The organism is Amycolatopsis sp. NPDC004747 (assembly GCF_053601335.1).
Window position 1 is genome coordinate 245554 of record NZ_JBSGBQ010000007.1, and the last position, 23704, is coordinate 269257.

The 23704-nt window shown below is 70.8% G+C and carries 26 protein-coding genes; 16 read left to right on the plus strand and 10 right to left on the minus strand.

Annotated elements, in window-relative coordinates:
• Positions 1–8: 8 nt before the first annotated feature.
• Entirely contained in the window at positions 9–488 is a 480-nt protein-coding gene (locus ACWEGE_RS14060) for an SRPBCC family protein (protein ID WP_449660831.1), read from the plus strand.
• Positions 489–664: 176 nt separating this feature from the next.
• On the opposite strand, the gene ACWEGE_RS14065 is transcribed toward ACWEGE_RS14060, so the two are convergent.
• A complete protein-coding gene (locus ACWEGE_RS14065; RefSeq protein WP_449660832.1) occupies positions 665–2032 on the minus strand; it encodes an aspartate aminotransferase family protein in 1368 nt (455 codons plus the stop codon).
• Positions 2033–2149: 117 nt separating this feature from the next.
• Positions 2150–2644 carry an Lrp/AsnC family transcriptional regulator gene (locus tag ACWEGE_RS14070; RefSeq protein WP_014467079.1) on the minus strand — a complete coding sequence of 165 codons (495 nt, stop codon included), beginning with the start codon at positions 2642–2644 and terminating at the stop codon, positions 2150–2152.
• Positions 2645–2815: 171 nt separating this feature from the next.
• Here ACWEGE_RS14070 and ACWEGE_RS14075 point away from each other — a divergent pair, with 171 nt between their 5' ends.
• The 8 genes from ACWEGE_RS14075 (at position 2816) to ACWEGE_RS14110 (ending at position 8223) form a co-directional block, all read left to right on the plus strand.
• Entirely contained in the window at positions 2816–4189 is a 1374-nt protein-coding gene (locus tag ACWEGE_RS14075) for an APC family permease (RefSeq protein WP_449660833.1), read from the plus strand.
• A 94-nt stretch (positions 4190–4283) separates the two neighbouring features.
• Positions 4284–4787 carry a L,D-transpeptidase gene (locus tag ACWEGE_RS14080; protein ID WP_449660834.1) on the plus strand — a complete coding sequence of 168 codons (504 nt, stop codon included), beginning with the start codon at positions 4284–4286 and terminating at the stop codon, positions 4785–4787.
• A gap of 12 nt (positions 4788–4799) precedes the next feature.
• A complete protein-coding gene (locus ACWEGE_RS14085; RefSeq protein ID WP_449660835.1) occupies positions 4800–5564 on the plus strand; it encodes a putative protein N(5)-glutamine methyltransferase in 765 nt (254 codons plus the stop codon).
• 35 nt (positions 5565–5599) lie between these two features.
• Positions 5600–6076 carry an RNA polymerase sigma factor gene (locus ACWEGE_RS14090; RefSeq protein WP_449660836.1) on the plus strand — a complete coding sequence of 159 codons (477 nt, stop codon included), beginning with the start codon at positions 5600–5602 and terminating at the stop codon, positions 6074–6076.
• Positions 6073–6666, plus strand: a complete 594-nt coding sequence (locus ACWEGE_RS14095; protein ID WP_449660837.1) for a methylated-DNA--[protein]-cysteine S-methyltransferase — start codon at positions 6073–6075, stop codon at positions 6664–6666. Before ACWEGE_RS14090 ends, ACWEGE_RS14095 begins: the two co-directional genes overlap by 4 nt.
• Complete coding sequence (locus ACWEGE_RS14100; protein WP_449660838.1) at positions 6663–7376, plus strand: 2OG-Fe(II) oxygenase; 714 nt, start codon at positions 6663–6665, stop codon at positions 7374–7376. The genes ACWEGE_RS14095 and ACWEGE_RS14100 overlap by 4 nt, the downstream gene beginning before the upstream one ends.
• A complete protein-coding gene (locus ACWEGE_RS14105; RefSeq protein WP_449660839.1) occupies positions 7373–7747 on the plus strand; it encodes a hypothetical protein in 375 nt (124 codons plus the stop codon). The genes ACWEGE_RS14100 and ACWEGE_RS14105 overlap by 4 nt, the downstream gene beginning before the upstream one ends.
• A complete protein-coding gene (locus ACWEGE_RS14110; RefSeq protein WP_449660840.1) occupies positions 7744–8223 on the plus strand; it encodes a methylated-DNA--[protein]-cysteine S-methyltransferase in 480 nt (159 codons plus the stop codon). Before ACWEGE_RS14105 ends, ACWEGE_RS14110 begins: the two co-directional genes overlap by 4 nt.
• On the opposite strand, the gene ACWEGE_RS14115 is transcribed toward ACWEGE_RS14110, so the two are convergent.
• Positions 8224–8823 (minus strand): LysE/ArgO family amino acid transporter, encoded by a 600-nt coding sequence (locus ACWEGE_RS14115; protein ID WP_449660841.1) that lies wholly within the window; start codon positions 8821–8823, stop codon positions 8224–8226.
• Positions 8824–8963: 140 nt separating this feature from the next.
• Between ACWEGE_RS14115 and ACWEGE_RS14120 the strand changes: the two genes are divergently transcribed.
• Positions 8964–12257 carry an NACHT domain-containing protein gene (locus ACWEGE_RS14120; RefSeq protein ID WP_449660842.1) on the plus strand — a complete coding sequence of 1098 codons (3294 nt, stop codon included), beginning with the start codon at positions 8964–8966 and terminating at the stop codon, positions 12255–12257.
• Between the two features lie 6 nt (positions 12258–12263).
• Here ACWEGE_RS14120 and ACWEGE_RS14125 read toward each other — a convergent pair whose 3' ends face one another.
• A complete protein-coding gene (locus tag ACWEGE_RS14125) occupies positions 12264–12887 on the minus strand; it encodes a TetR/AcrR family transcriptional regulator (RefSeq protein WP_449660843.1) in 624 nt (207 codons plus the stop codon).
• 65 nt (positions 12888–12952) lie between these two features.
• On the opposite strand from ACWEGE_RS14125, the gene ACWEGE_RS14130 reads away from it, so the two are divergent.
• Entirely contained in the window at positions 12953–14467 is a 1515-nt protein-coding gene (locus ACWEGE_RS14130) for an FAD-dependent monooxygenase (RefSeq protein ID WP_449660844.1), read from the plus strand.
• A 24-nt stretch (positions 14468–14491) separates the two neighbouring features.
• Positions 14492–15430, plus strand: coding sequence for a prolyl aminopeptidase (pip, locus tag ACWEGE_RS14135; protein ID WP_449660845.1), 939 nt, complete (start codon positions 14492–14494; stop codon positions 15428–15430).
• A 32-nt stretch (positions 15431–15462) separates the two neighbouring features.
• On the opposite strand, the gene dmpG is transcribed toward pip, so the two are convergent.
• Both dmpG and ACWEGE_RS14145 read right to left on the minus strand, forming a co-directional pair.
• Positions 15463–16488, minus strand: a complete 1026-nt coding sequence (gene dmpG, locus ACWEGE_RS14140) for a 4-hydroxy-2-oxovalerate aldolase (protein ID WP_449660846.1) — start codon at positions 16486–16488, stop codon at positions 15463–15465.
• A complete protein-coding gene (locus ACWEGE_RS14145) occupies positions 16485–17384 on the minus strand; it encodes an acetaldehyde dehydrogenase (acetylating) (RefSeq protein ID WP_449660847.1) in 900 nt (299 codons plus the stop codon). The genes dmpG and ACWEGE_RS14145 overlap by 4 nt, the downstream gene beginning before the upstream one ends.
• Before the next feature lie 157 nt (positions 17385–17541).
• Between ACWEGE_RS14145 and ACWEGE_RS14150 the strand changes: the two genes are divergently transcribed.
• Complete coding sequence (locus tag ACWEGE_RS14150; RefSeq protein WP_176170025.1) at positions 17542–17757, plus strand: hypothetical protein; 216 nt, start codon at positions 17542–17544, stop codon at positions 17755–17757.
• A gap of 43 nt (positions 17758–17800) precedes the next feature.
• On the opposite strand, the gene ACWEGE_RS14155 is transcribed toward ACWEGE_RS14150, so the two are convergent.
• Positions 17801–19294, minus strand: coding sequence for a rhamnogalacturonidase (locus ACWEGE_RS14155; protein ID WP_449660955.1), 1494 nt, complete (start codon positions 19292–19294; stop codon positions 17801–17803).
• Between the two features lie 179 nt (positions 19295–19473).
• Positions 19474–20043: a helix-turn-helix domain-containing protein gene (locus tag ACWEGE_RS14160; protein ID WP_449660848.1), complete on the minus strand. Its 570-nt coding sequence runs from the start codon at positions 20041–20043 to the stop codon at positions 19474–19476.
• An 18-nt stretch (positions 20044–20061) separates the two neighbouring features.
• Here ACWEGE_RS14160 and ACWEGE_RS14165 point away from each other — a divergent pair, with 18 nt between their 5' ends.
• Entirely contained in the window at positions 20062–20550 is a 489-nt protein-coding gene (locus ACWEGE_RS14165; protein WP_449660849.1) for an N-acetyltransferase family protein, read from the plus strand.
• Here ACWEGE_RS14165 and ACWEGE_RS14170 read toward each other — a convergent pair.
• The gene (locus ACWEGE_RS14170; protein ID WP_176170029.1) at positions 20547–21134 is read right to left on the minus strand and encodes a helix-turn-helix domain-containing protein; all 588 of its coding nucleotides are present in this window, start codon (positions 21132–21134) and stop codon (positions 20547–20549) included. The two genes, ACWEGE_RS14165 and ACWEGE_RS14170, sit on opposite strands and share 4 nt — an antisense overlap.
• 77 nt (positions 21135–21211) lie before the next feature.
• Here ACWEGE_RS14170 and ACWEGE_RS14175 point away from each other — a divergent pair, with 77 nt between their 5' ends.
• Together ACWEGE_RS14175 and ACWEGE_RS14180 are read left to right on the plus strand one after the other, a co-directional pair.
• Positions 21212–22153 carry an NAD(P)/FAD-dependent oxidoreductase gene (locus ACWEGE_RS14175; RefSeq protein WP_449660850.1) on the plus strand — a complete coding sequence of 314 codons (942 nt, stop codon included), beginning with the start codon at positions 21212–21214 and terminating at the stop codon, positions 22151–22153.
• A 32-nt stretch (positions 22154–22185) separates the two neighbouring features.
• Positions 22186–22641: a group II truncated hemoglobin gene (locus ACWEGE_RS14180; RefSeq protein ID WP_449660851.1), complete on the plus strand. Its 456-nt coding sequence runs from the start codon at positions 22186–22188 to the stop codon at positions 22639–22641.
• Between the two features lie 121 nt (positions 22642–22762).
• On the opposite strand, the gene ACWEGE_RS14185 is transcribed toward ACWEGE_RS14180, so the two are convergent.
• Entirely contained in the window at positions 22763–23656 is an 894-nt protein-coding gene (locus ACWEGE_RS14185) for an NAD-dependent protein deacetylase (RefSeq protein WP_449660852.1), read from the minus strand.
• Positions 23657–23704: the final 48 nt, after the last annotated feature.

Here is a 23704-nt window from a genome sequence, read left to right on the forward strand (position 1 = left end):
GGACGAAGGTGCGCGACTACACCGTTTCCGAGCAGGCGATCATCCCCCACCCGGTGCGGCGCGTGTGGGAGGTGATCGCCGCGACCCACCGCTACGCCGAGTGGGTCCCGACCGTCCTCGAGGTGACCGACCACCACGGCACCGCCGAGATCGGCGGGACCTACCGCGAGCGCAACAGGTCCCTCGGCCCGCTGACCACGCGGTCCGTTTGGACGGTCCGTGAGATCCAGCCGCCGGCCCGCCGCGTGGACACGGGTGTCGGCTTCGCGCCGCTGCAGGACCTGACCAACGTGTTCGAGTTCGAGCCGATCACCCGCGGCGACGGCAGCGAAAGCACGCTCATGACCTACGCCGTCCACTACCGCCTCGGCCTCGGTCCGCTCGGGCCGCTGGTCCACCGCGTCGTCGCCGCGGGGCTCCGCACCGACCTGACCCGGGCGATGGACAACCTCGCCGACGTCGTCCTCGCCGAAGGGGTGCGCCCCTAGCGTCCTCGAAGCGCACCTGCCGCCCGTCAGCGGGCCGTGGTCCGGCGGGTCAGCACCTCGTGGACCGGGCGGCGGCCGGTCATCCGGGCCGGGTCGGCGGCGAACCGCCAGGGCTGGTGTTGTGCGGCGACGGCGCGCGCACGGCCACGGGTCCCGGCCGGCGAGGACCGAAAACCCTACAGCAGCTTCCACGCCTGGGTGAGCGCGTCGCGCAGGATCTCCTCCATCTCGTCGAACTGCGCCTGGTCGCACACCAGCGGCGGCGACAGCTGCACCACCGGCTCGGCGCGATCGTCGGCCCGGCAGTACAACCCGCCCTCGAACAGCGCCTCGGACAGGAAGCCCCGCAGGACGCGCTCCGACTCCTCGGCCGAGAACGTCTCCTTGGTCGCCTTGTCCTTCACCAGCTCGATCCCGTAGAAGAACCCCGCGCCCCGGACGTCCCCGACGATCGGCAGGTCCGTCAACCGGTCGAGGGTGGACCGGAAGGCGTCCTCCCGCCGCAGCACGTGGCCGTAGAGGTCCTCCCGCTCCATCAGGTCGAGGTTCGCCAGCGCCACCGCGCACGACACCGGGTGCCCGCCGTAGGTGGAGCCGTGCATGAAGGTCGTCGCGCCCCGGGTGAACGGCTCCATCAGCCGCTCCGAAGCCAGCACCGCGCCCAGTGGCGCGTACCCGGACGTCAGCCCCTTCGCGGTGGTGATGATGTCCGGCTGGTAGCCGTACCGCTTGGCCGCGAAGTCGTGGCCCACCCGGCCGAACGCGCAGATCACCTCGTCGGACACCAGCAGGACGTCGTGCCGGTCGCAGATTTCGCGGACCCGCGCGAAGTACCCCGGCGGCGGGACGAAACACCCGCCCGTGTTCTGCACCGGCTCCAGGAACACCGCGGCGACGGTGTCCGCCCCCTCGAACTCGATCGCCTGCTCGATCTGGTCGGCGGCCCAGCGGCCGTAGGCCTCGTAGTCGTCGGCGTGCTCGGGCGCGCGGTAGAAATTCGTGTTCGGCACGCGCAGGGTGCTCGGCACGAGCGGCTCGAAGTCCGCCTTCGCGCCCGGGATGCCGGTGATCGACAGCGCGCCCTGCGACGTCCCGTGGTAGGCCAGCGCGCGGCTGACCACCTTGTGCTTGCCGGGTTTCCCGGTCAGCTTGAAGTACTGCTTGGCCAGCTTCCACGCCGTCTCGACCGACTCTCCCCCGCTCACGGTGAAGAACACGCGGTTCAGGTCGCCGGGTGAGGCGTCGGCCAGCCGCGAGGCCAGCTCGATCGCCGCCGGGTGCGCGTGCCCCCACAGCGGGAAGTACGCGAGCTGCTTGGTCTGCCGCGCCGCGGCCTCGGCGAGTTCCTCGCGGCCGTGGCCGACCTGCACGGCGAACAGCCCGGCGAGCCCGTCCAGGTAGCGCCGGCCGCGGGCGTCCCAGATGTAGGGCCCTTCGCCGCGCACGATCACCGGGACGTCGGTCTCGTCGAAGGCGGAGTGCCGGGTGAAGTGCATCCACAGGTTGCGGCGGGCGGCCTGGGCCTGGTCGGCGGTAGTGGTCATACCCCGGTTATCGCACGCGCCAGCCGTCCAGCGCAAGCGATTCAGTCGTCCAGACGAACTTGGACGACTAATTCATGATCCCTTTTCGGCTTCAACCTTCGGATTTAGTCGTCACGGTCAGCGAGTGCCCCACTGGTAGGTCTGCTTCCGCAGCTTGAGGTAGACCATCACCTCCGCGTGCCGGACGCCGGGGAGGGCGCGGATCCGCGTCGAGATCAGCTGGAGCAGCGCCTCGTCGTCGGCGCAGACGGCCTCGCACAGCAGGTCGTAGCGCCCGGCGCAGAGGATGACGTAGGCGATCTCGTCCAGTTCGGCCAGTGCGTCGCCGACCGGTTCCAGCGGTCCGTCGACCGTGATCGCGATCATCGCCTGCCGGAACAGCCCGACCTGCAAGGGATCCGAGACGGCGACGATCTGGATGACGCCGGAGTCGGACAGCCGCTGCACCCGCTGCCGGACCGCCGCCTCGGACAGGCCGACGGCCTTGCCGATCGTCGCGTACGCGCGCCGCCCGTCCTCCTGCAGCTGCGCGATGATCTGCCGCGAGATGTCGTCGAGCACCGGCGGGGCGGGCCGTCCGGTCGGGTCCTGGCTGCTCACGCCCCGGATCATCCCCGACGCGGGCAACGCCAGGCAAACCCGCCACGCCCGTGACGTTGAGTGACCGAATCCGAATGACCCAGCCGGCTCAGACAACGATTTCGGTCGTCAAAGGCGCGTTGACAACACCGAATCGGTGCTGTTCCATCCGTCGCACCCTGCTCCCGGCCGGAGGGAACGCCCGTGCCCCGCACTCCCGCCCCGCCCCACGTCGCCACCACCGCCACCGCCGCGACGCCCCGCACGCTCAGCCGGTCCATCGGCGTCGGCGGCGGCACGCTGCTGACGCTCAGCTGCGTGACGCCGGCGTCGTCGCTGTTCGTCCTCGTCCCCGGGCTGTTCGCCGACCTCGGCACCGGCACCGCGCTCGCCATCGCCCTGGCGGTGCTGCTCTGCGTCGGGATCGCCTTCTGCTACTCCGAACTCGGCACGCTGGTGCCGAGCGCCGGCGGCGAGTACGCCATGGTGACGACGGTGGCGAACCGGTTCGCCGGCTGGCTGACGTTCATGCTGTCGTTCGTCGTCATCCTCGTGGTGCCGCCGATCATCGCGATCGGCGTCGCCGACTACCTCGCCCCCGTCCTCGACGTCAGCCCGGCGGTGGCCGGCGCGCTCGTCATGCTCGCCGGCACCGTGATGGGACTGCTTAACCTGCGCTCCAACGCCTGGATCACCGGGATCTTCCTGGTCATCGAGATCGTCGCGATCTTCGTGGTGTCCCTGCTCGGCTTCACCCACACCACGCAGAGCCCGGCCGTGCTGGTCAAGCCGGAACTCGGCACGAGCGGGATCGGGCTGATCGCCGTCGTCACCGGGCTCGCCGTCGCGTTGTTCGTGACCCAGGGCTTCAGCACGGCCGTCTACCTGGCCGAGGAGATGCGGGAGCCGCGGCGGACCGTGGCGCGGACGGTGTTCTGGACGCTCGGCATCAGCGCCGTCGTCCTCCTCGTCCCGGTCGTGGCGATCACGCTGGCCGTGCCGGACACCGCCGCGCTCGCCGGCGTCGACCTGACGGCGCTGGTCACCGGCTGGAGCGGCAGCGCCGTCGGGGTGGCGATCAGCCTGTGCATCGCGGCGGCGATCGTGAACGCCGTGATCGTCATGGTCATCCAGAACTCGCGCGTGCTCTACGCCTCGGCGCGCGACCAGGCGTGGCCGGCCCCGGTGAACCGCGCGATGAGCGTGGTGAGCGAGCGGTTCGGCGCGCCCTGGGTCGCGACGCTCGTGGTCGGGCTGTCCGAGGCCGTCCTCTGCTTCGTGCCGGTGGACACGCTGAGCGGCGTCACCGGGGTCGCCGTCGTCGCGCTCTACCTGAGCGTCGCGGCCGCCGCGCTCGGCGCGCGCCGGGCGGCGCACCGGAAGCCGCACGTGTGGCGGATGCCGGCCTGGCCGGTCGTGCCGGTGCTCGCCGTCGCGGCGCTCGCCTACGTCCTGGTCGAGCAGAAGGCGCTCGACCTCGGCATCACCGCCGGGGTGCTGGTGGTGTCGGCGCTGTACTGGTGGGGGTACCTGCGCCGGCGTCCCGAGCGGTGGGTGGTCGCGGTGCCGCAGGAATAGCCGTCCGTCGATCGGGGTAATCCACTCGCGCTCAACCTTCGGGGCCGTTCACCCGTACTGATCCCCGGCAGGGCTTTCGGCGAGGGGATGACGGATGCGCGGGACCGGAGCGGTGTCACTGCTGGCCGCGGTGCTGGTCACCGCGGCCTGCTCGGCACCGCGCGCCACGACGCCGAGCCCGATCGCCGAGCCGGTGCCGCCGACCACCACGCCTCCGGCCACGGCCACTCCCACGACCACTCCCCCGCCCGCGCCGCCGTGCGCGGTCCCGACGGGCGCCTGCGTGAGCCTGGCGCAGCGGCTGGCCTGGCTGCTGCGGGACGGCCAGGTGGTGCGCGGCCCGGTCCCGGCCGGGTTCGGGCCGCCCGACCAGGCGACACCCGCCGGGTCGTTCCACGTCGTGTGGAAGGACCGCGAGCACCGCAGCAGCGAGTACGGCACCGACATGCCCAACTCGGTGTTCTTCGCCGCCGGCGGCATCGCCTTCCACGCCGGACCGCTCGACGCGCCCTCGCACGGCTGCGTCCACCTGAGCGATGCCGATTCGGCGGCGTTCTTCGACGGGCTGAACGTCGGGGACGCGGTGCAGGTCTTGTAGGCTCCTTCCCCGTTGGACACTGACACCGTCGTTTCCCGGCTGCGCGCCGCGGGCTGCGTGTTCGCCGAGGACGAGGCCGATCTCCTCGTCGCCGCCGCCACGACCCCCGCGGAACTCGGCGCGCTCGTCGAACGCCGCGTCGCCGGGCTGCCGCTGGAACACCTGCTGGGCTGGGCGGAGTTTCACGGCCTGCGCGTCACCGTGCGGCCCGGGGTGTTCGTGCCGCGGCACCGCACCGGGTACCTGGTCGACGTCGCCGTCTCGCTCGCGCCGCCGGATCCGGTGGTGGTCGACCTGTGCTGCGGCTCCGGGGCGCTGGGGGCCGCGTTCGCCGCGGCGCTCCGGCCGCGTGAGCTGCACGCCGCCGACGTCGAGCCCGCCGCGGTCGAGTGCGCGCGGCTGAACCTCCCGGACGCCGCCGTGCACCAGGGCGACCTTTACGACGCGCTGCCGCCGTCCCTGCGCGGCCGGGTCTCGGTGCTCCTGGCGAACGTGCCGTACGTGCCTTCGGACGCGGTCGCGACGATGCCGCCGGAAGCGCGTCTGCACGAGCCGCTGGTGGCGCTCGACGGCGGCGCGGACGGCCTCGACCTCGCCCGCCGGGTCGCCGCGGGCGCGCCGGACTGGCTGTCCCCGGGCGGGACCCTGCTGATCGAATCGAGCGAGCGGCAGGCGCCGGTGCTCGCGGAAATCCTTGCCGCGGCGGGGTTGTCGCCGCGCGTGCACTCCTGCGACGAGCTGGGCGCGACGGTCGTGACCGGAACCGCGAAAATGTGACCTCACGTTCCGGCGGCCCCGGACGTCTACCTGGTGTGATCGTGAAACCGTTCGAGCAAGTCGTCACCGAGCACGGGCCAATGGTCCTCCGGGTCTGCCGGGCCCTGCTCGGGCAGGCCGACGCCGAAGACGCCTGGTCGGAAACCTTCCTGGCGGCGTTGAAGGCGTACCCGGAGCTGCCCGCGGACGCGAACGTCCAAGCGTGGCTGGTCACGATCGCGCACCGCAAGGCCGTCGATGTCACCCGGGCGCAGGCCCGGCGTCCGGTCCCGGTCGGCGAGGTCCCGGACCGGCCGGGCCGCGCGGACGCGTGGAACGGCGACCTGTGGGACGCGCTGGCGAGGCTGCCGGACAAGCAGCGCCTCGCCGTCGCCTACCACTACCTCGGCGGGCTGCCGTACCGCGAAATCGCCGAGATCACCGGAGGCACCGCCGAAGCGGCCCGCCGCGCGGCCGCCGACGGCGTCAAGGCGCTGCGGGCGGGCTATCCCCTGGAAGGAGCGCACTCATGATCGACATGTTCCGGTTCTCCGGCGACGAATTCCTGCTCGACTCGCGCGTGATGCACGAGCGGCTCGTCGCCGACGCTTCCCGCCAGGGCTTGCTCGACGTCGCCTACCACACGGTCGACTCCCCGGTCGGCCCGCTCCTGCTGGCGGCGACCGAGCAGGGGCTGGTGAAGGTGGCCTTCGACCGCCAGGGCCACGACGCCGTGCTGGCCGACCTGGCGGCGGCGATCAGCCCGCGCATCCTGCGCGCCCCCGGCCGCCTCGAGGCGGTGGCCCGCCAGCTCGACGAGTACTTCGAGGGCGAGCGGCACACGTTCGACGTCCCGCTGGACCTCCGCCTGGCGCGGGGCTTCCGCCGAGCGGTACTGGATCACCTGCGGGAGATCGCCTACGGCAACACGGAAAGCTACGCCCAGGTGGCAGCGGCGGCCGGCAGCCCCAAGGCGGTCCGCGCAGTCGGGACGGCGTGCGCACTCAACCCGCTGCCGGTGGTGCTGCCGTGCCACCGCGTGGTCCGCTCCGACGGCTCGTACGGCCAGTACGCCGGCGGCGAAGAAGCCAAGCGGGTCCTGCTGACGATGGAGGCGGCGTGACCACGTTCGAAGACCGCGTCGCCACGGCCGACTGGGCCGCGGTGGCCGCGGAGGTCGACGACTACGGCTGCGCGCTCCTGCCGCAGTTGCTGACCCCGGCCGAGTGCGCGCGGCTGGCGGCGCTGTGGGACGAGCCGTCGCACTTCCGGGCGACAGTGAACCTGCGCCGGCACCGTTTCGGGGACAACGGCGACTATCGCTATTTCGCGTCCCCCTTTCCCGAACCGGTGGAGCGCCTGCGGCAAGCGCTCTACCCGCGGCTGCTGCCGATCGCGCAGGACTGGTCCGCCCGGCTCGGCCGGGAGGCCGAGTGGCCGTCCACATTGGACGAGTGGCTGGCCGTGTGCCATGCCGCGGGGCAGCCGCGGCCGACACCGATCCTGCTGCGCTACGAGACGGGCGGCTGGAACGCCCTGCACCGCGATCTCTACGGCGAAAAGGTGTTCCCGCTGCAGGTGGTGATCAACCTCAACGACCCGGGCACCGACCACACGGGCGGTGAGTTCCTCCTGGTGGAGCAGCGGCCACGCGCGCAGTCCCGCGCCACGGCAACGCTCATCCCGCAGGGCCACGGCCTGGTGTTCACCACCCGGGACAGGCCGGTCCGCTCGGCCCGCGGCTGGTCGGCGGCCCCGGTCCGCCACGGCGTGTCGGTGGTTCGCTCGGGCCGCCGCCACAGCCTCGGCCTCGTGTTCCACGACGCGGCATGACTTCGCTCGAGCTCGAAGCGCTGCTGGGCCTGCTCGGCCGAGCGCGCCACATCGTGATCGGCACGGACTCCGCGTCCCGGCCGGACGCGGCGCGGATCGCCGAGGAGTGGGGCGGCCCGGTGCTGGCCACGGTGACCTGGCCCGAGACGGCGGCGTCGTGGCTGCGCCAGGCCCGTCGCTTCGCGGCACCGGAGCCGGACGCGTGGGTCGTCAGCGCAACCCCGGCGGGCTGGGCGGGCATGGCCCGGCGGCTGCTGCTCTCGACGTCCTGGAGTCCACATCGGACGTTCGCCACCTCCGCGCCGGCCGGCGACCCGGTTCCCGGCCTGCGCGGCGTCCACCCGGACGGCACAACCTGGGAGACCCCATGAAGCACGCGGTACTGGATTCCCCGATCGGCCCCCTGACCGTGGTCGGCGACGACGACGTCGTGACCGGCCTGTACTTCCCGAACCACTGGACCCGCCCGGACCGCACGACGTTCGGCGACCGCGAAGACACGGCGTTCCCCGAGGCGGCCCGGCAGCTGAAGGAGTACTTCGCCGGCCAACGCACCGCGTTCGACGTCCCGATGCGCGCCACCGGCCCCGATTTCGACCGCGCGGTGTGGACGGAGATCGCGTCGATCCCGTACGGAGCAACGGCAACGTACGGCGACCTCGCGCGCGCTTTGAAGGCGTTGCCCCACGAGGTCGGCGTGGCGGTGGGCCGCAACCCGCTGAGCATCCTGGTGGCCTGCCACCGCGTGGTCGGCAAGGGCGGAAAGCTGACCGGCTACGCCGGCGGGATCCAGCGCAAGGAATTCCTCCTGAACTTGGAGCGCCCACCGGCTTCGACGCTCTGGTGATCACACGCCGAGCAGCAGGCCGGCCCCCAGCCCGGTCATGGTCACGGCGATCACGACGTCGAGCACACGCCACGCCATCGGTTTGGCGAACACCCCGGCCAGCCGTCGCGCGCCGAACCCGAGCGCACTGAACCAGACGGCACTGGCCACCCCGGCCCCCAGCCCGAACAGCCACCGCCCCTCCCCATGAGCCACGGCGACGGAACCGAGCAGCAGAACGGTGTCGAGGTAGACGTGCGGGTTGAGCCAGGTAAAGGCAAAACAGGCAAGAACGGCCTTCCGCAGCGACGTCCGTTCCTCACCAACGGTCATACCCGAGGGCCGCAACGCCCGCCGCGCGGCCAGCACCCCATACCCGAGCAGGAACAGCCCACCCCCCACGGCAACAACCCCGACAGCACCCGGCCACCGTCCCAGCACGGCCCCAACCCCACTGACCCCCAGCGCAATAAGCACCAGATCCGACACGGCACAGATGACCACCAGCGGCGCAACGACACCGCCACGCAGACCTTGCTGGAGCAGGAAGGCATTCTGAGAGCCGATGGCAACGATCAGCGACAAACCGGTCCCGAAGCCGGCCAAGAGAAGAGGCAGCACGCCGTCACCGTATGACCGGCCGACGCGTTACTCCAGCTAAAGATTCTTAAGCAACATTAGCGATCATGATGATGGCTCACCCCCACCGTTGTCGGGCACCCGCTTTTCCCCGGCGATCACGCGTGCAGTATGCATTTCGGGTGACCCGGCTAACCTATCGCGACGCAGTCAAGATCCTCGGGCCCGGCAACAACGCACTGGTCAGCGCCCTGGACAAGATCTTCGGTGGGCTGCTGCTGGCCGCGACCCCCGTCGCGTCCGGTCTCCTCTCGATCTTAGACGCCAAGAGCGAGCTGACCAAGGTCGCAAACGACCTCGTGACCAGAGGCGTCGACAAGCGGCAGAAGCTGACCCAGTTCGACCGGATCCAGCGCCTGCACGCGGCTCGCGGTGTGCTGGTCGTGACCTCGTACTTCGAGGCGCTGGCGAAGGCGGACCTGCCGTTCTTGTTCAACGGCGCCGCAATTTCCCGCAAGGACGCGACCGGTCTCGCCTTCGACGATTTCACGGCGAAGTCTCTGGCTGACGTGACCCGCATCGTGTTGAACACAGATCTGCCGGTGCTCGGCATCCACGCCGCCAGCGCGGAGGCGCGGTACCAATTGGCTGCGTACTACGACCAGCTCGGTCAAAGCTTCCTCGCGTTCCTTTCCCAGCAGCCGCTGTGGAACACACTCGACGCCTTCACTCAGAGCAAAATAGGTTCGTCGTTGTCGGCGGCGACACAGTCTGCCGTCGAGCAGTTCGAATCCTCGATGCAACGACTCGCCACCGACTGCCCCGAGTTCGCGATCTGGCTGACCCTGTCGAATCAACGCGCCACGCGCAACCGCGTTGAGAACGTCTACGACGCGGTCCGGCAGCTGCTCGACCGAGCCGAGCCGATCGACCGGGTCCCGCCCGTCATGCAGGGCTTGATCCGAGCCAACCGAGCGGTCTTGAAGCGCAAGGTTCTCAAACCCGAGGAATTGCCCGACGGCCTCGACGCACCGACCGTCGAGCGCGCCTACATCGATCCGCATTTCCGGATGACCGAAGTAAACACCCAAACTCCGGTGAACGACGAAGACTACTGGAGCGGAATCGACTTCCGTGAAAATTTCGGCGAATTCCTGCTCGGCTATCTGTCGACCCCGTGGGCTCTGGTGAATCCGCTGGTCGTGCTCGGTCATCCGGGCGCCGGAAAGTCACTACTCACCGAGGTGCAAGCGGCACAGTTGCCCGCACCGGACTTCGTGCCGGTCCGGGTACCACTGCGCGACGTCGCTGCCGACGTGAACATCCACGAGCAGATCGAACAGGCGATCCGGCTGGCCACGCACGAGACGGTGTCCTGGCCGGACTTCGCCAGGGCCGCCGGCGACTCGGTCCTGGTCGTCCTCGTCGACGGCTTCGACGAGCTGATCCAAGCGACGGGCGTGAGCAAGTCCGACTACCTGTTGCGGGTGAAAGCCTTCCAGGAGGTGGAGCAAACCCAGGGACGGCACGTCGCCGTCATCGTGACCAGCCGGGTCACCGTGGCCGACCGCATGCGGATCCCCGGAAACACGATCGCGGTCCGACTGGAACCGTTCGAGATCGACCAGATCGAGCAGTGGGTCGGTGTCTGGAACCGCGTCAACGACGGGTACCTGTCCGGACAGGGCCGCGACCACCTGAGCCTCGAAATCATCGAGGCTTACCTCGAACTGGCTTCCCAGCCCCTCCTGTTGCTGATGCTTGCCATTTACGACGCGGAAAGCGGCGCCCTCAGCACAGAACGCGAGGAACTGAGCGAGGCCGAGCTCTACGAACGCTTGCTGATCAGGTTTGCCCACCGTGAGGTGACGAAGACGGACAGCACGTTGACCGGTGACGACCCCGAGGTCGAACGGGAACTGCTGACCCTCTCCGTGGTGGCCTTCGGCATGTTCAACCGGGGCGCCCAATGGATCACCGACAGCCAGCTCGCCGAAGACCTCACGGCACTGGGGATCACGTCCGGAAGCCAGCCCGGAGTCACTTCAGGTCATCAACGACTGGCTGGGTCGGCCAAGGACGCCCTAGGCCGGTTCTTCTTCGTCCACCGCGCCCGGACCAGCATCGACGGCACCGACGTGGGCTCGTACGAGTTCCTGCACGCCACCTTCGGCGAGTACCTGGTGGTACGCCAGACCTGGCGACGCCTGCTGGACATGGTCGAGCGCACCCGGTTCGAACGCACGCGCCGCTTTCCGACGACCTCCCGCATCGACGACGCCGTTCTCCGAGCACTCCTGTCCCATTCGCTCCTGTCGGTCCGGACCACGACGATGAACTTCCTCTCGGATTTCGTCACCAGGACGACGGTGGGTGAGCACGCCGAGATGCGCGCGGCTCTCTTGGCGGCCTTCCACGCGCTGCACCTGCCGCCCGTTGATTTGTTCTACGACGACTACCGGCCGGCAGCCGGGACGCCCACGGCGCGGCTGGCCACCTACAGCGCCAACCTGCTTCTCCTGCTCATGACCGTCGGTTCGAACGTCACCTCGGCAGAGCTGTTTCCCGACAGCACGGACAACGTCGAAGCATGGCGGCAGCACATGACTCTCCTGCGCTCCCAGCTGAAGCCAGGAGAATGGTCCAGTCTCACGCAGCTGTTCGTCGCGTCCCGGCTCGGCCGCCACCCCGAACGCTCGGTCAAGTTGAACCACCGCGGCACCGAAATTCTCGAAGAGGACTACTCCGAACTGTCGTGGGCGTACGGCGCAGAGCCGACAGTCAACGGCTTCAGCTTTGATATACCTTCGAACCTCGCGGGAACGGCCGAACTGATCCAGGACTTCGACACGCTGCTCGCCGTCAATGTCCTCGGCGGACCCGAGTCGCCACTCACCGAGTTGCTTTCCATCCACCTGGCCGACTCCCGCCGCGGTCTGACGGCCATCGTCACCGATCTGCTCGCAGCTTGCTGCTTCCACGCCAACCGAGTAACTACCGAAGAGCGAATGGCCGTCTACGACCGACTCATCCGCTTCACCGAAGCAGGAGTCGGGCCATCCGTGGGAGATTTGTGGGGCTGGCTTGACTCGTTGATCCTTCAGCTGCTCGTAAATGACACAACCATACCGACTGAGTACATCCAGGCGAATCTCGACGCACTCAGTTCAGCCATCGGTCCACCGAGGGGTTTGCTGAACCTGGAGCTGTTTCTCAGGTTGCTGTCAAGAAGCTCGAAATACGAATATCTGCTCAAGGTTTTCGAACAGCTGCTCACCGGAGGCCTGCCGACCCACGAACAAATAGCCGAGATTTGGTGCGCCCTCGCCGAAAAAGGCGTTCCCGTGCACGAATATCCCGAGGCGCTTCGCGACCAAGCGGTCTCACTACGCCAGCCGGAGCGCGATGAGCACCTGGCGCACCGACCCGACCTCCTCCAGCGACTCTCCGCCCTGGAGGACGCCGAACTCCTCTGACACCGATCAGCCCGGAAAGTCGCCCACCCCGCGCTCCACCAGATCAAAAGCCTGATTGATCACCCCCACCTGCTCCCGCCGCACAACCTCCGCGTCGTCCCCGTCCACGATCCGGCCCATGGCGTGCGCGAACACCGTCGTGATCGCCGCCGTCAGCAGGTTGGCCACCATGCGGCTTCGGAACGGCTCGCCCGTCTCCTCCGTCAGCACCGAGGTGAACGCGTCCGCGATCTCGCGCTCCTGCTCGTACCACCGCGCCATCAGCGCCGGGCTAGACGTCAGCACCCACCAGAAACCCGGGCCACCCGCGATCGCACCCGACAACGGATGCCCCGAGGCCAACAACGAATGCTGGTGACGACGCAACGCCTCACAAGGCGACACCCCGGCCGGCCGGGTGCGCACCACCGAAGTCAGCTCCGCCAGGCGGTCCGCGTGGCGGTCGAGGAACAGGTCCTCCTTGCGCGGGAAGTAGTTGAACACCGTCATCTTCGAGACGCCCGCCGCCTCCGCTATCTCCGCCACCGTCACCTCCTCGAAGCCTCGCTCGATGAACAGGCCTGTGGCCACGTTCGAGATCAGCAGGCGCGTGGCCTGCTTCTTCCGCTCGCGCAGTCCGGGGTCAGCCATGAGCAGAGAGTATAGACCGAGCTTAAAGTTTGACTCGGTAAAAGTTTCGCGGCATCATCGGAGCCATGAACACGGATGTGGTGATCTCCGGGGGCGGACCGGTCGGCTTGATGCTGGCCTGTGAACTGCGGCTGGCGGGCGTGGACGTGCTCGTCGTCGAACGGCTGCCCGAGCCGGACCAGACGATCAAGGCCGGGTCGGTCAACCTGACCACGGCCGAAGCCTTCTACCGGCGGGGGCTGCTGCCCGCCATGGACGCCGTTGTGCAGCAGAACCTCGCGCAGATCAAGAAGTTCCTCGAGTCGCGGGGCGCGAAAGGGCCGAACGCCGTCCCCGTCGGGCACTTCGCCGGGATCATGGTCACCTCGGACGGGGTCGACTTCGACGACCCGGCCTTCCGGGACGTCGGGCCCGCCGCCCGGGTGGTCGTCATCGCGCAGCAGGCCGTCGAGGCGATCCTCGCCGGACGCGCCGCCGAGCTGGGGGTCGAGGTCCGGCGGGGTGTCGAGCTCACCGGGTTCGACGCCGGCGACGACGGCGTCACCGTGCGGCTCGGCGAGGGGGAAACCGTGCGCGCCGGCTGGCTCGTCGGGTGCGACGGGGGTCGCAGCCGGGTCCGGAAGCTGGCCGGTTTCGAGTTCCCCGGGACCGACCCGGCCATCACCGGGCGGCAGGCGATGGCCGAACTGACCGGTGTCGACGCCCTGCCCGGCGGCTGGCAGTTCGGGACCGGCGGGCTCTACGTCTACGGGCCGACGCCCGGGCGGATCCTCACCGTCGAGTTCGACGGACCGCCCGCGGACCGGGACGCGCCGGTCACCGCGCAGGAACTCGAAGACAGCTTCCGGCGGGTCTCCGGTGCGGACGTCCGGGTGACGAAGGTCCACAGCGCCACGCGCTTCACCGACAACGCACGCCAGGCAAGCACCTACCGCCGGGGCCGCGTGCTGCTGGCCGGCGACGCCGCGCACGTCCACTCCCCCTTCGGCGGGCAGGGCCTCAACCTCGGCATCGGCGACGCGGTCAACCTCGGCTGGAAGCTCGCCGCGACCATCCACGGCTGGGCGCCGGACGGCCTGCTCGACAGCTACACGACCGAGCGGCACCCGATCGGCGAGTGGGTGCTCGAGTGGACCCGGGCGCAGGTCGCGCTGATGCGCAGCGACGTGCGGACGAAGGCGCTGCGCCAGGTCGTCACCGATCTCCTGCGCACCGGCGACGGCGCGACCTACCTCGCCAAGAAGCTCTCCGGCGTCCTGCACCGCTACCCGATCGAGGGCGAGCACGACCTCACCGGCCGCGCCGCGCCCGACTTCGCCTTCGCCGACGGCACCCGGCTCGGCGAACGCCTCCACGACGGCAAGGGCCTCCTGCTCGACCTCGGCGACCACGCCGGCCTGCGCGAGACGGCGAGCGGCTGGGCCGGGCGCGTGAACGTGCTGACCGTGAAGTGCGACAGCGAGCCGTCGCTGACCGGCGTGCTGGTGCGGCCCGACGGGCACATCGCCTGGGCACGCGAGGACGGTGCGACGGCCGGCCTCGACGCGGCGCTGCGCGGGTGGTTCGGCGAACCCGCCTGAGGCCGGACGCGGCAGGATGGGCGGGTGATCGAACTCCACCCGCCCATCGAGCCCCACGACCACGGGCTGCTCGACGTCGGCGACGGCCACCACGTGTACTGGGAGACCTGCGGGAACCCGGACGGCAAGCCGGCGGTCGTGCTGCACGGAGGCCCCGGCCAGGGCTGCGCGCCCGGCATGCGGCGGATGTTCGACCCGGCCCGGTACCGCGTCGTGCTGCTGGACCAGCGCGGCTGCGGCCGGAGCCGTCCGCACGCGGCCGACCCCGCGACGTCCCTGCGGCACAACACCACGAGCCACCTCGTCGCCGACCTCGAACGGCTGCGGGAACACCTCGGCATCGAACGCTGGCTGGTGACGGGTGGCTCCTGGGGCACGACGCTGGCGCTCGTGTACGCCGAACGCTTCCCGCACCGGGCGACGGAAATCGTGGTCAGCGCGATCAGCACCACCCGCCGGTCCGAGATCGACTGGCTGTACCGCGGCGCCGGCCGCTTCTTCCCCGAAGCCTGGCGGCGCTTCCGCGACTTCGCCGGGGACGACGACGTCGTGGCCGCCTACGCCCGCCTGATGGCGGACCCGGACCGGCGCGACGACGCCGTCCTGGCGTGGGACGCCTGGGAGCGAACGGTCCTGTCCCTCGAACCGGGCGCCACCGGGGAAGTCCACAGTGGACCGCCGGACGACGCGCTGCGGGCGTTCGTCCGGCTCACCACGCACTACTACGCGCACGCCGGCTGGCTCGAGGAGGGCGCGGTGATCCGCGACGCCGGGCGCCTGGCGGGCATCCCCGGCGTGCTGATCCACGGCCGGCTCGACCTCAGCTGCCCGGTGACGACGGCGTGGGAGCTGGCCGAGGCGTGGCCGGGTGCCGAACTGCTCGTCGACGACCGGTCCGGGCACGGCGCCAGTGACGTCAAACGCGCCTGGAAGCTCGCCGCGCTGGACCGGTTCGCCGGTTGAGTGGCAGCAGGACGGAGCCGGTGTCCGGCTTCTTACTCCTCCGCCGCGAGCTGCACCGCCACGTCGATGATCATGTCCTCCTGCCCGCCCACCAGGGCGAGCTCGCCACACCGGCGCAGGATCGCCTGCGCCGGGACGCCGTAGCGCTCCGCCGCGCGCTCGGCGTGCAGCAGGAAGCTCGAGTACACCCCGGCCCAGCCCTGCACGATCGCGTTGCGGTCCATCTTCGGCCAGCGGTGCAGGTATGGGCGGACCACCTCTTCCGCCGCGTCGAGCAGGCCGCCGACGTCGAGGCCCGTGTCGATCCCCAGGCGGTCGAACACCGCCGCCAGCACCTCGGTCGGCGAGTTGCCCGCGCCCGCGCCGAGCGCGCACAGCGACCCGTCGATGTACCGGACGCCCGCTTCGTGGGCCAGCACCGAGTTCGCGACGCCGAGGGAGAGGTTCTGGTGCCCGTGGTAGCCGACCCACGCCGTGTCGCCGACCTCGGCGACCAGCGCTTCGAAGCGGGCGCGGGCCTCGTGCATCAGCAACGCGCCCGCGGAGTCGGTCACGTACGCCGCCTGGCAGCCCGCGTCCACCATGATCCGGGCCTGCTTCGCCAGGTCCTCCGGCGGCGTCCGGTGGGCCATCATCAGGAAGCCGGCCGTCTCCATCCCGAGTTCGCGCGCCAGGCCGAAGTGCTGCGGCGAGACGTCGGCTTCGGTGCAGTGCGTCGCCACCCGGACCATCTCCGCGCCCGCGTCGAACGCGCGCTGCAGGTCTTCCGCCGTGCCGATGCCCGGGACGAGCAGCACCGCGATCTTCGCCTGCTTCGCCTCTTCACGCGCCGCGGAGATCAGCTTCAGCTCGTCGACGGCGGAGAAGCCGTAGGTGAACGACGAGCCGCCGAGGCCGTCGCCGTGGGTCACCTCGATCACCTCGACGCCCGCGCGGTCCAGCGCGCGGACCGTGTCACGCACCTGCTGCTCGGTGAACTGGTGCGCCATCGCGTGACTGCCGTCGCGCAACGTCGTGTCGACGATCCGGACGTCGTGCTTCAGTTCCGGACGAGTCACGCCGGCACCTCCTGCTTCGCGCGCGCCATCAGCTCGCCCACCCGGGCGGCCGCGGCGGTCATGATGTCCAGGTTGCCGGCGTACTCCGGCAGGTAGTCGCCGTTCCCGCGGACCTCGAGGAAGATGCCGACCCGCGCGTTCCCGTCCCAGTCTTCGCGCGCGTCGTCGAACTGCGGATCGGCGCGCAGCGTGTAACCCGGTACGTACTTCTGCACTTCGGCGACCATGTCGTGGATCGACGCGGTGATCGCGTCGCGGTCGGCGTCGAGCGGGATCGCGCAGAACACCGTGTCCCGCATGATCATCGGCGGCTCGACCGGGTTGAGGATGATGATCGCCTTGCCGCGCCCGGCCCCGCCGATCTCGGCCACCGCCTGCGACGTCGTGCGCGTGAACTCGTCGATGTTCGCCCGCGTCCCCGGGCCCGCGCCGCGCGAGGCGACCGACGCGACGATCTCGGCGTAGGGCACCGTCGTGACCCGCGAAACGGCGTGCACCATGGGGATCGTGGCCTGGCCGCCGCAGGTGATCATCGAGACGTTCGGCGCGTCGAGGTGCGCGCCGAGGTTCACCGGCGGGCACACCATCGGGCCGAGGTGCGCCGGGGTCAGGTCGATCGCCTGGATGCCGGCCTCCTCGTAGCGCGGGGCGTTCGCGGCGTGCGCCTTCGCCGACGTCGCCTCGAACACCAGCTGCGGCAACGGGTCCTGGCGCAGCAGCCAGTCGACGCCGTCCGCCGAGGCCGCGATCCCCTGGGCGCGGGCGCGCTCGAGGCCGTCCGACTCGACCACACCCACGACGTAGCCGACTTCGATCACTTCACTGCGTCGCAGCTTCGCCAGCAAATCGGTGCCGATGTTGCCGGGGCCGACGATCGCCGCCATCACGGGAGCCATGCCCCGACCGTCGCACCACGCCGGTCGCCCGGCACAGGCTTGCGTTCCGGCGAGCGGAACGTCGACCCTGAACCCCGGCACGGCCGCGATCGCGCCGGTTTGATCGACTCCCGATCGGGGCAGTTGGCGGCAAGAGCACCCGATCGAGGAGGTTTCGATGGCCGAACGGCGTTGGCACTTCATCCCGGAAACGGCTGCGCTGTGCTGGATCTTCCTGGGCGTGGGGGCGGTTCTGCTCGTTTCGAGCATCCTCAGCCTGACCGGCACGGACAGCCGGGCACCCGTCCTGACGGTGATCGCGGCGGTGGCCGCGGTGGCCCTGATCGGCATGTCCGTGGTCGGCCTGGTCCGCCCGAAACTGCGCGGCCGCTGACCGGCCGGGTCCCGCTGCGGCGGCGGGACCCGACCGGAATCCCCTACAGCTCCTGGTGATCCGCGTGGTCGACCCGGGCCTCCGGCACCGGACGGCCGACGCTCACCCGGAAGTCGTCCACCCCGTCGAGGACGAACGCCGGCGTGCCCGCCGCCTGGTCCGCGCGGCAGTGGTGCACGTCGGCGTCGGCCACGTCCCGCAGGACGAACGCCGGGCGGGTGTCCGGCCTGCCGAACCGGACGTCCACGTTGTCCCAGCTGATCCCGCGGGCGTGGCGGACGAAGAAGCCGTACGCCGGGAGCGTCCCGAACATCGACGGCTCGGGGTAGGCGGTCTCCAGCTCCGGCGGGTTCTGCACCGCGTCACCCGGCGTCAGGCCGCCGGCCAGGTGGTGGCGGATGTTGCTCAGCTTGACGTCTTCGATCGGGTGGCCCGGGATCCCGGCGAAGCACGACGGGTAGCGCGGGTCGGCGTCGATCGTCGTGACGTCGCTGATGCTCACCCGGCGGAGGAACCCGACCGGGATTCCGGCGGGCCCGCGCAGCCGCGCGCCGAGCCGCAGGAACAGCGGCATCTGGACGTTGCGCATGGTCAGGTTGCTGACCGTGACGTCTTCGAGCCGGCCGCCGTCGACCGTTTCCAGCGCCAGGCCGCGGCAGTGCTCGAAGACGACGTTGGAGATCGCGATGTTGCGGAAGCCGCCGTTGGACTCGGTCCCGAACTTGACGCGGCCGGTGCGGCCGTAGGACGCCGCCGTCTTGAACGTGCCGCCGACGAGGGTGCCGAGGTCGTAGCCGCTGACGAAGCAGTTGTCGATGGTGACGTTTTCGGTGTCGCGCACCTGGTTCAGCGCGTACGTGCTCTTGAGGACGATGGCGTCGTCGTTCGGCGAGTTGACCGTGGTGTTGGCGATCCGGACGTTCTTGCAGCAGTCGATGTTGATGCCGTCGCGGTTGGTGTCGATCACCAGCCCGTCGATGCGGAAGTTGTCGACGCCGGTGGGCAGGATGCCGAAGTGGCCGCCGTTGACGATGGTGATGTCGCGGATGGCGATGTTGCGGCACAGCTTGAGCGCGATCGCCTTGTTCCCGTTGAGCGGCGCGGATTCCGCGCTGCCGCCGGCGACCAGGCCCGTGCCGTCGATCTTGCCGGGGCCCTCGATGGTGACGTTCTCGAGGTTTTCGCCCCAGATCAGGCTGTTGTGCCAGTGGCTGTGCCCGAAGTCCTGGTACGGGTTGCCCGCGCCGGGTTCGGCGGGGTCGTAGCCCTGGCCGCCGGCCGGCGCGGCGGCCAGGATCGTCGCGCCGGCGCCGAGGTACAGCGCGATGTTGCTCTTGAGGTGGATCGAGTAGCTCGCGTACGTCCCGGCCGGGAAGTACACGGTGCCGCCGCGGGTGGCGGCCGCGTCGATCGCGCGGTTGACGGCGGCGGTGTCGATGGTGCGCCCGTCGCCCCTGGCGCCGAACTTCGTGACGTCGAAGAAGCGGCCTTGCGGGCTCCCGAAGTCCTCGGCGGCGGCCGCCGGAGATCCGACCAATGGCAGGGCGGCACCGGCCGCGCCCGCGGCTCCCCAAATGACGGCACGGCGACGGCTCAACGCTCTTCCCACTTCAGCTTCCTTTCTCGCCACGGCAGAAGCCCATCAAGGTGCTTCCGACGGCGGATCGGGAATGCGTCTTTCACCTAAGAGCAAAAGATCGGATGAGTCAAGCGGGGTCATCCGGTTTTCCGCGGCCGCATGATCAGGGCCGCGACGAAGTACACACAAGGGATTCCCCCGCGGTTGGCATAGGAATGCGTTGTGTCGGCGGGGAAGTACACCGAATCCCCCGCCGCGAGGACGTACTCCGCGTCGCCGACGCGCAGGCTCAGCTCGCCCGACTCGACCGCGACGAACTCGTGGGAACCCGTTGCGTACGCGGGGAAATCGCCAGCGTCGCAGCCGGGTGGCAGGGTCGTGCGGATCCATTCGAAGTTCACGCCGGGCACCACCGGCGTCAGGACCGTGCGGTGCCAGCCGCCCGGTTCGGTGACGTGGTCCTGCTCCGCCGCGCGGCGGACGATCACCCGGTCGGTCTCCAGGCCGGCCAGCAACCGGGAGAGCGGCAGCCCGAGGCCGTCGGCGATCCGGGACAGCACCACGACCGTCGGCGTCTTCTCGCCGCGCTCGATGGCCGAGAGCATGCTGACGCTGACCTCCGCCTGCCGGGCCAGCGCCGTCAGCGCGAGGCCGCGGCCGGCGCGGAGTTCGCGGAGATGGCGGCCGAGCGCGACCGGTTCGATCATTCCTCTATAATAGCGACTATGTCCACTATAGCGGAAGCGACCGAGGCCGACGCCGAAGGCATCGCCGCCGTCTTCGCGCCGTACGTCACCGACTCCGTCTTCACCTTCGAAACCACGCCGCCGACCGTGGAGCAGTGGCGCACGAAGATCCGCGAAAGCACGTGGCCGTTCCTCGTGCTCGCCGAGGAAGGCGAGATCCTCGGCTACGCGCTGGCCGCGCCGTGGCGGCCAAAGCCCGCCTACCGGTTCTCGGTCGAGACGACGATCTACCTCGCCCCCCGGGCCGCCGGGAAGGGCCACGGCAGGCGGCTGCTCGACGAACTGCTGAAGCGCTGCGGGGAAGCCGGGGCCCGGCAGGCGGTCGCGGTCATCGTGGACTCCGGCCACCCGGCCTCACAGCGGCTGCACGCCGCGGCCGGGTTCACCGGCGCCGGTGTGCTGCGCCGCGTCGGGTTCAAGCAGGACCGCTGGCTCGACACCCTCCTCATGCAGCGCGAGCTGGGCTAGCGCGACTTCGCCCGCAGGTGCAGCCGCTCCCCCTGCTTGCCGAACAGGCTGAGGATCTCCGCGGGCCGTCCGTCGACCGCGCCGAACCAGTGCGGGAGGCGGGTGTCGAACTCCGCCGCCTCACCCGGGCCGAGCGTCAGGTCCCGGTCGGCCAGGATCAGCCGCAGCCGGCCCGAGAGGACGTACAGCCACTCGTACCCCTCGTGGACCTGGGGATCCGGTTCGCCGGTCTCCGGTTCCAGGATCATCTTGAACGCCTGGGGCGCGCCCGGCTGGCGGGTCAGCGGCAGCACCGTCATCGCCGCGCCGTTGTGGCGCGGGATGCGGCGCGCGGTCAGCCGGACCCGCGGGTCGCCAACCTCCGGCGCGCCCACCAGCTCGTCCAGGGGCACCTGGTGGGCCTGGGCGATCGGCAGCAGCAGCTCCAGGCTCGGCTTGCGCTGGCCGGACTCGAGCCGGGACAGCGTGCTCTTCGAAATGCCCGTCGCCTCCGACAGGTCGGCGAGGGTGACCCGCCGCTGCGTGCGGACCCGCTTCAGGCGGGGGCCGACCTCGGCGAGGGCCTGGGTGATCGCGTCCGTCATGCCTCCAGCAAACCCGCTTGTCCCGGAATCGGCAACATTAGTTGTCGGATTCGCGAAGGCGGGTTCAAGGTGGCGGCATGAGCGAACACAACAGCTACGACGTACTGGTGGTGGGTGGCGGCGCGGCGGGCCTCAGCGCCGCCCTGATGCTGGGCCGGGCGCGTCGGCGCGTCGCGGTCGTCGATGACGGGGCGCCGCGCAACGCACCGGCGTCGCACATGCACGGCTTCCTCTCCCGTGACGGCCTGCCGCCGTCCGAACTCCTGGAACTCGGCCGCGACGAGCTCCGCGGCTACGGCGTCGAGTTCTTCGAAGACCGGGTCACCCGGCTCGGCCACGGCTTCACGGCGGAGCTGGCGACCGGCCGGGAGCTGACCGCCCGGCGCGTCCTGGTCGCCACCGGCGTCCACGACGAGCTCCCCGACCTCCCTGGCCTGCGGGAGAGCTGGGGCTCCGACGCGGTGACCTGCCCCTACTGCCACGGCTACGAAGTCCGCGACCAGCCACTCGGTGTCCTCGGCACCGAGCAGGCGAGCGTCGAGCACGCGCTGCTGGTCCGCCAGTGGTCGCCGGACGTCGTGTACTTCCCGCACACCGAGCCGGTGTCCGAAGAGGACCGTGAGCGCCTGGACGCGCGCGGGATCCGCGTCGTCGACGGCGTGGTGACGGCGGTCCGGCGCGAAGGCGGCCACCTCACCGGCGTCGAGCTCGGCGCCCGGTTCGTGCCGCGGACGGCGCTGTTCCTGCGCACCCGGACCGTCCCGCACGACGGGCTGCTGCGCGACCTCGGCCACGTCGAAGGCGAGGTCGACCCGTCGGGGAAGACCGGCGTGCCGGGCGTGTGGGTGGCCGGGAACGTCGCCGACGCGCGGGCGACCGTGATCATCGCCGCGGCCCAGGGCGCGACCGCCGCCGGAGCGCTGAACCACGACCTCGTCACCGAGGACGTTCGACGGGCGGTCGACGCGCTCGGCGGTTTCACCCCCGCCGCGGAACGCGCGGCGGCCGGGGCGCGCTAGCCTGCGGCGCCTCGGCGTGCCAGGCTCGGCGGGTGCGTCCGACGTTGTACGAATTCGCCGGCGGCGACCCCGCGTTCCGCGCGCTGGCCGCCGCCCACCACGAGCGCTGCCTGGCCGATCCGGAGCTGAACCACCCGTTCTCCAAGCAGGATCAGCACCCGCAGCACGTCGAGCGGCTCGCCTGGTACTGGGCCGAGGTCATGGGCGGGCCGCCGCGGTTCTCCCGCGAGTGCAGCGACCATTCGGCGATGCTGCGGATGCACGCCGGCAACGGCGACATGAGCGACCTCGGCCGCCGGTTCGTGAGCTGCTTCGTGCGGGCCGCGGACGACGCGGGCCTGCCGCCCGACCCGGAGTTCCGCGCCGCGCTGCGGTCCTACATGGAGTGGGCGGTGGCCGAGGTGCTCGCCTACCCGGGGCCGCCCACCGAGGTCCCCGCCGGGCTCGCGGTGCCCCGCTGGTCGTGGAACGGGTTGCAGCGGCTGTAACGACCGGGGCGCCCGCCGCGTCTTGCAGGCGACGACCGGCTGTGGAGGTCCGTCGCCAGAGCCGGCCCGGCTGGGTTCCCCCCACCCGCCCGGGCCGGCTCGTCCAGCCCGCCCGGGCTGGTCAGGCGGTCCGGCCGGGCTCCTCGGCGAGCCGGGCGACCAGCTCGGTCAGCGCCGGCCCCAGCGGCCGGTCGACCCGCACCGAGGCGTAGCGGTCACCTCGGGTTTCGCCGCGGTTGACGATCAGCACCGGCTTGTCCGCGTTCGCCGCGTGGCGGACGAAGCGGAGGCCCGACATCACGGTCAGGGACGAGCCGAGGACCAGCAGCGCGTCGGCGGCGTCGACCAGGCGGTAGCACTGCTCGACCCGCGGCCGCGGCACGTTCTCGCCGAAGAACACGACGTCCGGCTTGAGGACGCCGTCGCAGGCCTCGCACGAGACCGTCCGGAAGCCGCCGACCACGTCGGCCGGCAGCTCGACGTCGCCGTCCGGGTTGATCCGGGTGGCCGCGGCGGTGAAGCCGGGGTTGGCCGCGCGCAGCCGGCTGTCCAGCTCCGCGCGCGGGCTGGTGCGGTGGCAGCCAAGGCAGATCACCCGGTCGAGGCTGCCGTGCAGCTCGACCGCGTCCGCGGTGCCCGCCGCCTGGTGCAGGCCGTCGACGTTCTGCGTGATGACGCCGCACAGGTACCCGCGGTCGCGCAGGGTGGTCACCGCGCGGTGGCCGTCGTTCGGATCGGCGCGGGCGATCGTGCGCCAGCCGAGGTGGCTGCGGGCCCAGTACCGCTGCCGCCCCTCGGCACTGGTGACGAACTCGTCGTAGGTCATCGGCGTGTGCCGCCGCAGGCTGCCGCTTTCCCCGCGGTAGTCCGGGATCCCCGACTCGGTGGACAGCCCGGCCCCGCTCAGGACGGCGACGCGCCCGCGGGCGACAACGCCGGTGAGCTCGTCGAGGCTGGACGTCCGCGGCAGCGGCGCGTCCGCCGAAGTCCAGGAAAGGGTGGGCCGGGTCCGCACCAACCCAGGGTACGTGGGCCGGCGAGGACCTTCCCGATCCAGTGCGCC

Bases quoted from the DNA above. Each gene is read 5' to 3' on its own strand.
- ACWEGE_RS14065 (WP_449660832.1), bottom strand. From the start codon at position 2,032: ATGACCACTACCGCCGACCAGGCCCAGGCCGCCCGCCGCAACCTGTGG.
- ACWEGE_RS14070 (WP_014467079.1), bottom strand. From the start codon at position 2,644: ATGATCCGGGGCGTGAGCAGCCAGGACCCGACCGGACGGCCCGCCCCG.
- ACWEGE_RS14080 (WP_449660834.1), top strand. From the start codon at position 4,284: ATGCGCGGGACCGGAGCGGTGTCACTGCTGGCCGCGGTGCTGGTCACC.
- ACWEGE_RS14095 (WP_449660837.1), top strand. From the start codon at position 6,073: ATGATCGACATGTTCCGGTTCTCCGGCGACGAATTCCTGCTCGACTCG.
- ACWEGE_RS14105 (WP_449660839.1), top strand. From the start codon at position 7,373: ATGACTTCGCTCGAGCTCGAAGCGCTGCTGGGCCTGCTCGGCCGAGCG.
- ACWEGE_RS14110 (WP_449660840.1), top strand. From the start codon at position 7,744: ATGAAGCACGCGGTACTGGATTCCCCGATCGGCCCCCTGACCGTGGTC.
- ACWEGE_RS14125 (WP_449660843.1), bottom strand. From the start codon at position 12,887: ATGGCTGACCCCGGACTGCGCGAGCGGAAGAAGCAGGCCACGCGCCTG.
- ACWEGE_RS14130 (WP_449660844.1), top strand. From the start codon at position 12,953: ATGAACACGGATGTGGTGATCTCCGGGGGCGGACCGGTCGGCTTGATG.
- ACWEGE_RS14145 (WP_449660847.1), bottom strand. From the start codon at position 17,384: ATGGCTCCCGTGATGGCGGCGATCGTCGGCCCCGGCAACATCGGCACC.
- ACWEGE_RS14150 (WP_176170025.1), top strand. From the start codon at position 17,542: ATGGCCGAACGGCGTTGGCACTTCATCCCGGAAACGGCTGCGCTGTGC.
- ACWEGE_RS14160 (WP_449660848.1), bottom strand. From the start codon at position 20,043: ATGATCGAACCGGTCGCGCTCGGCCGCCATCTCCGCGAACTCCGCGCC.
- ACWEGE_RS14165 (WP_449660849.1), top strand. From the start codon at position 20,062: ATGTCCACTATAGCGGAAGCGACCGAGGCCGACGCCGAAGGCATCGCC.
- ACWEGE_RS14170 (WP_176170029.1), bottom strand. From the start codon at position 21,134: ATGACGGACGCGATCACCCAGGCCCTCGCCGAGGTCGGCCCCCGCCTG.
- ACWEGE_RS14175 (WP_449660850.1), top strand. From the start codon at position 21,212: ATGAGCGAACACAACAGCTACGACGTACTGGTGGTGGGTGGCGGCGCG.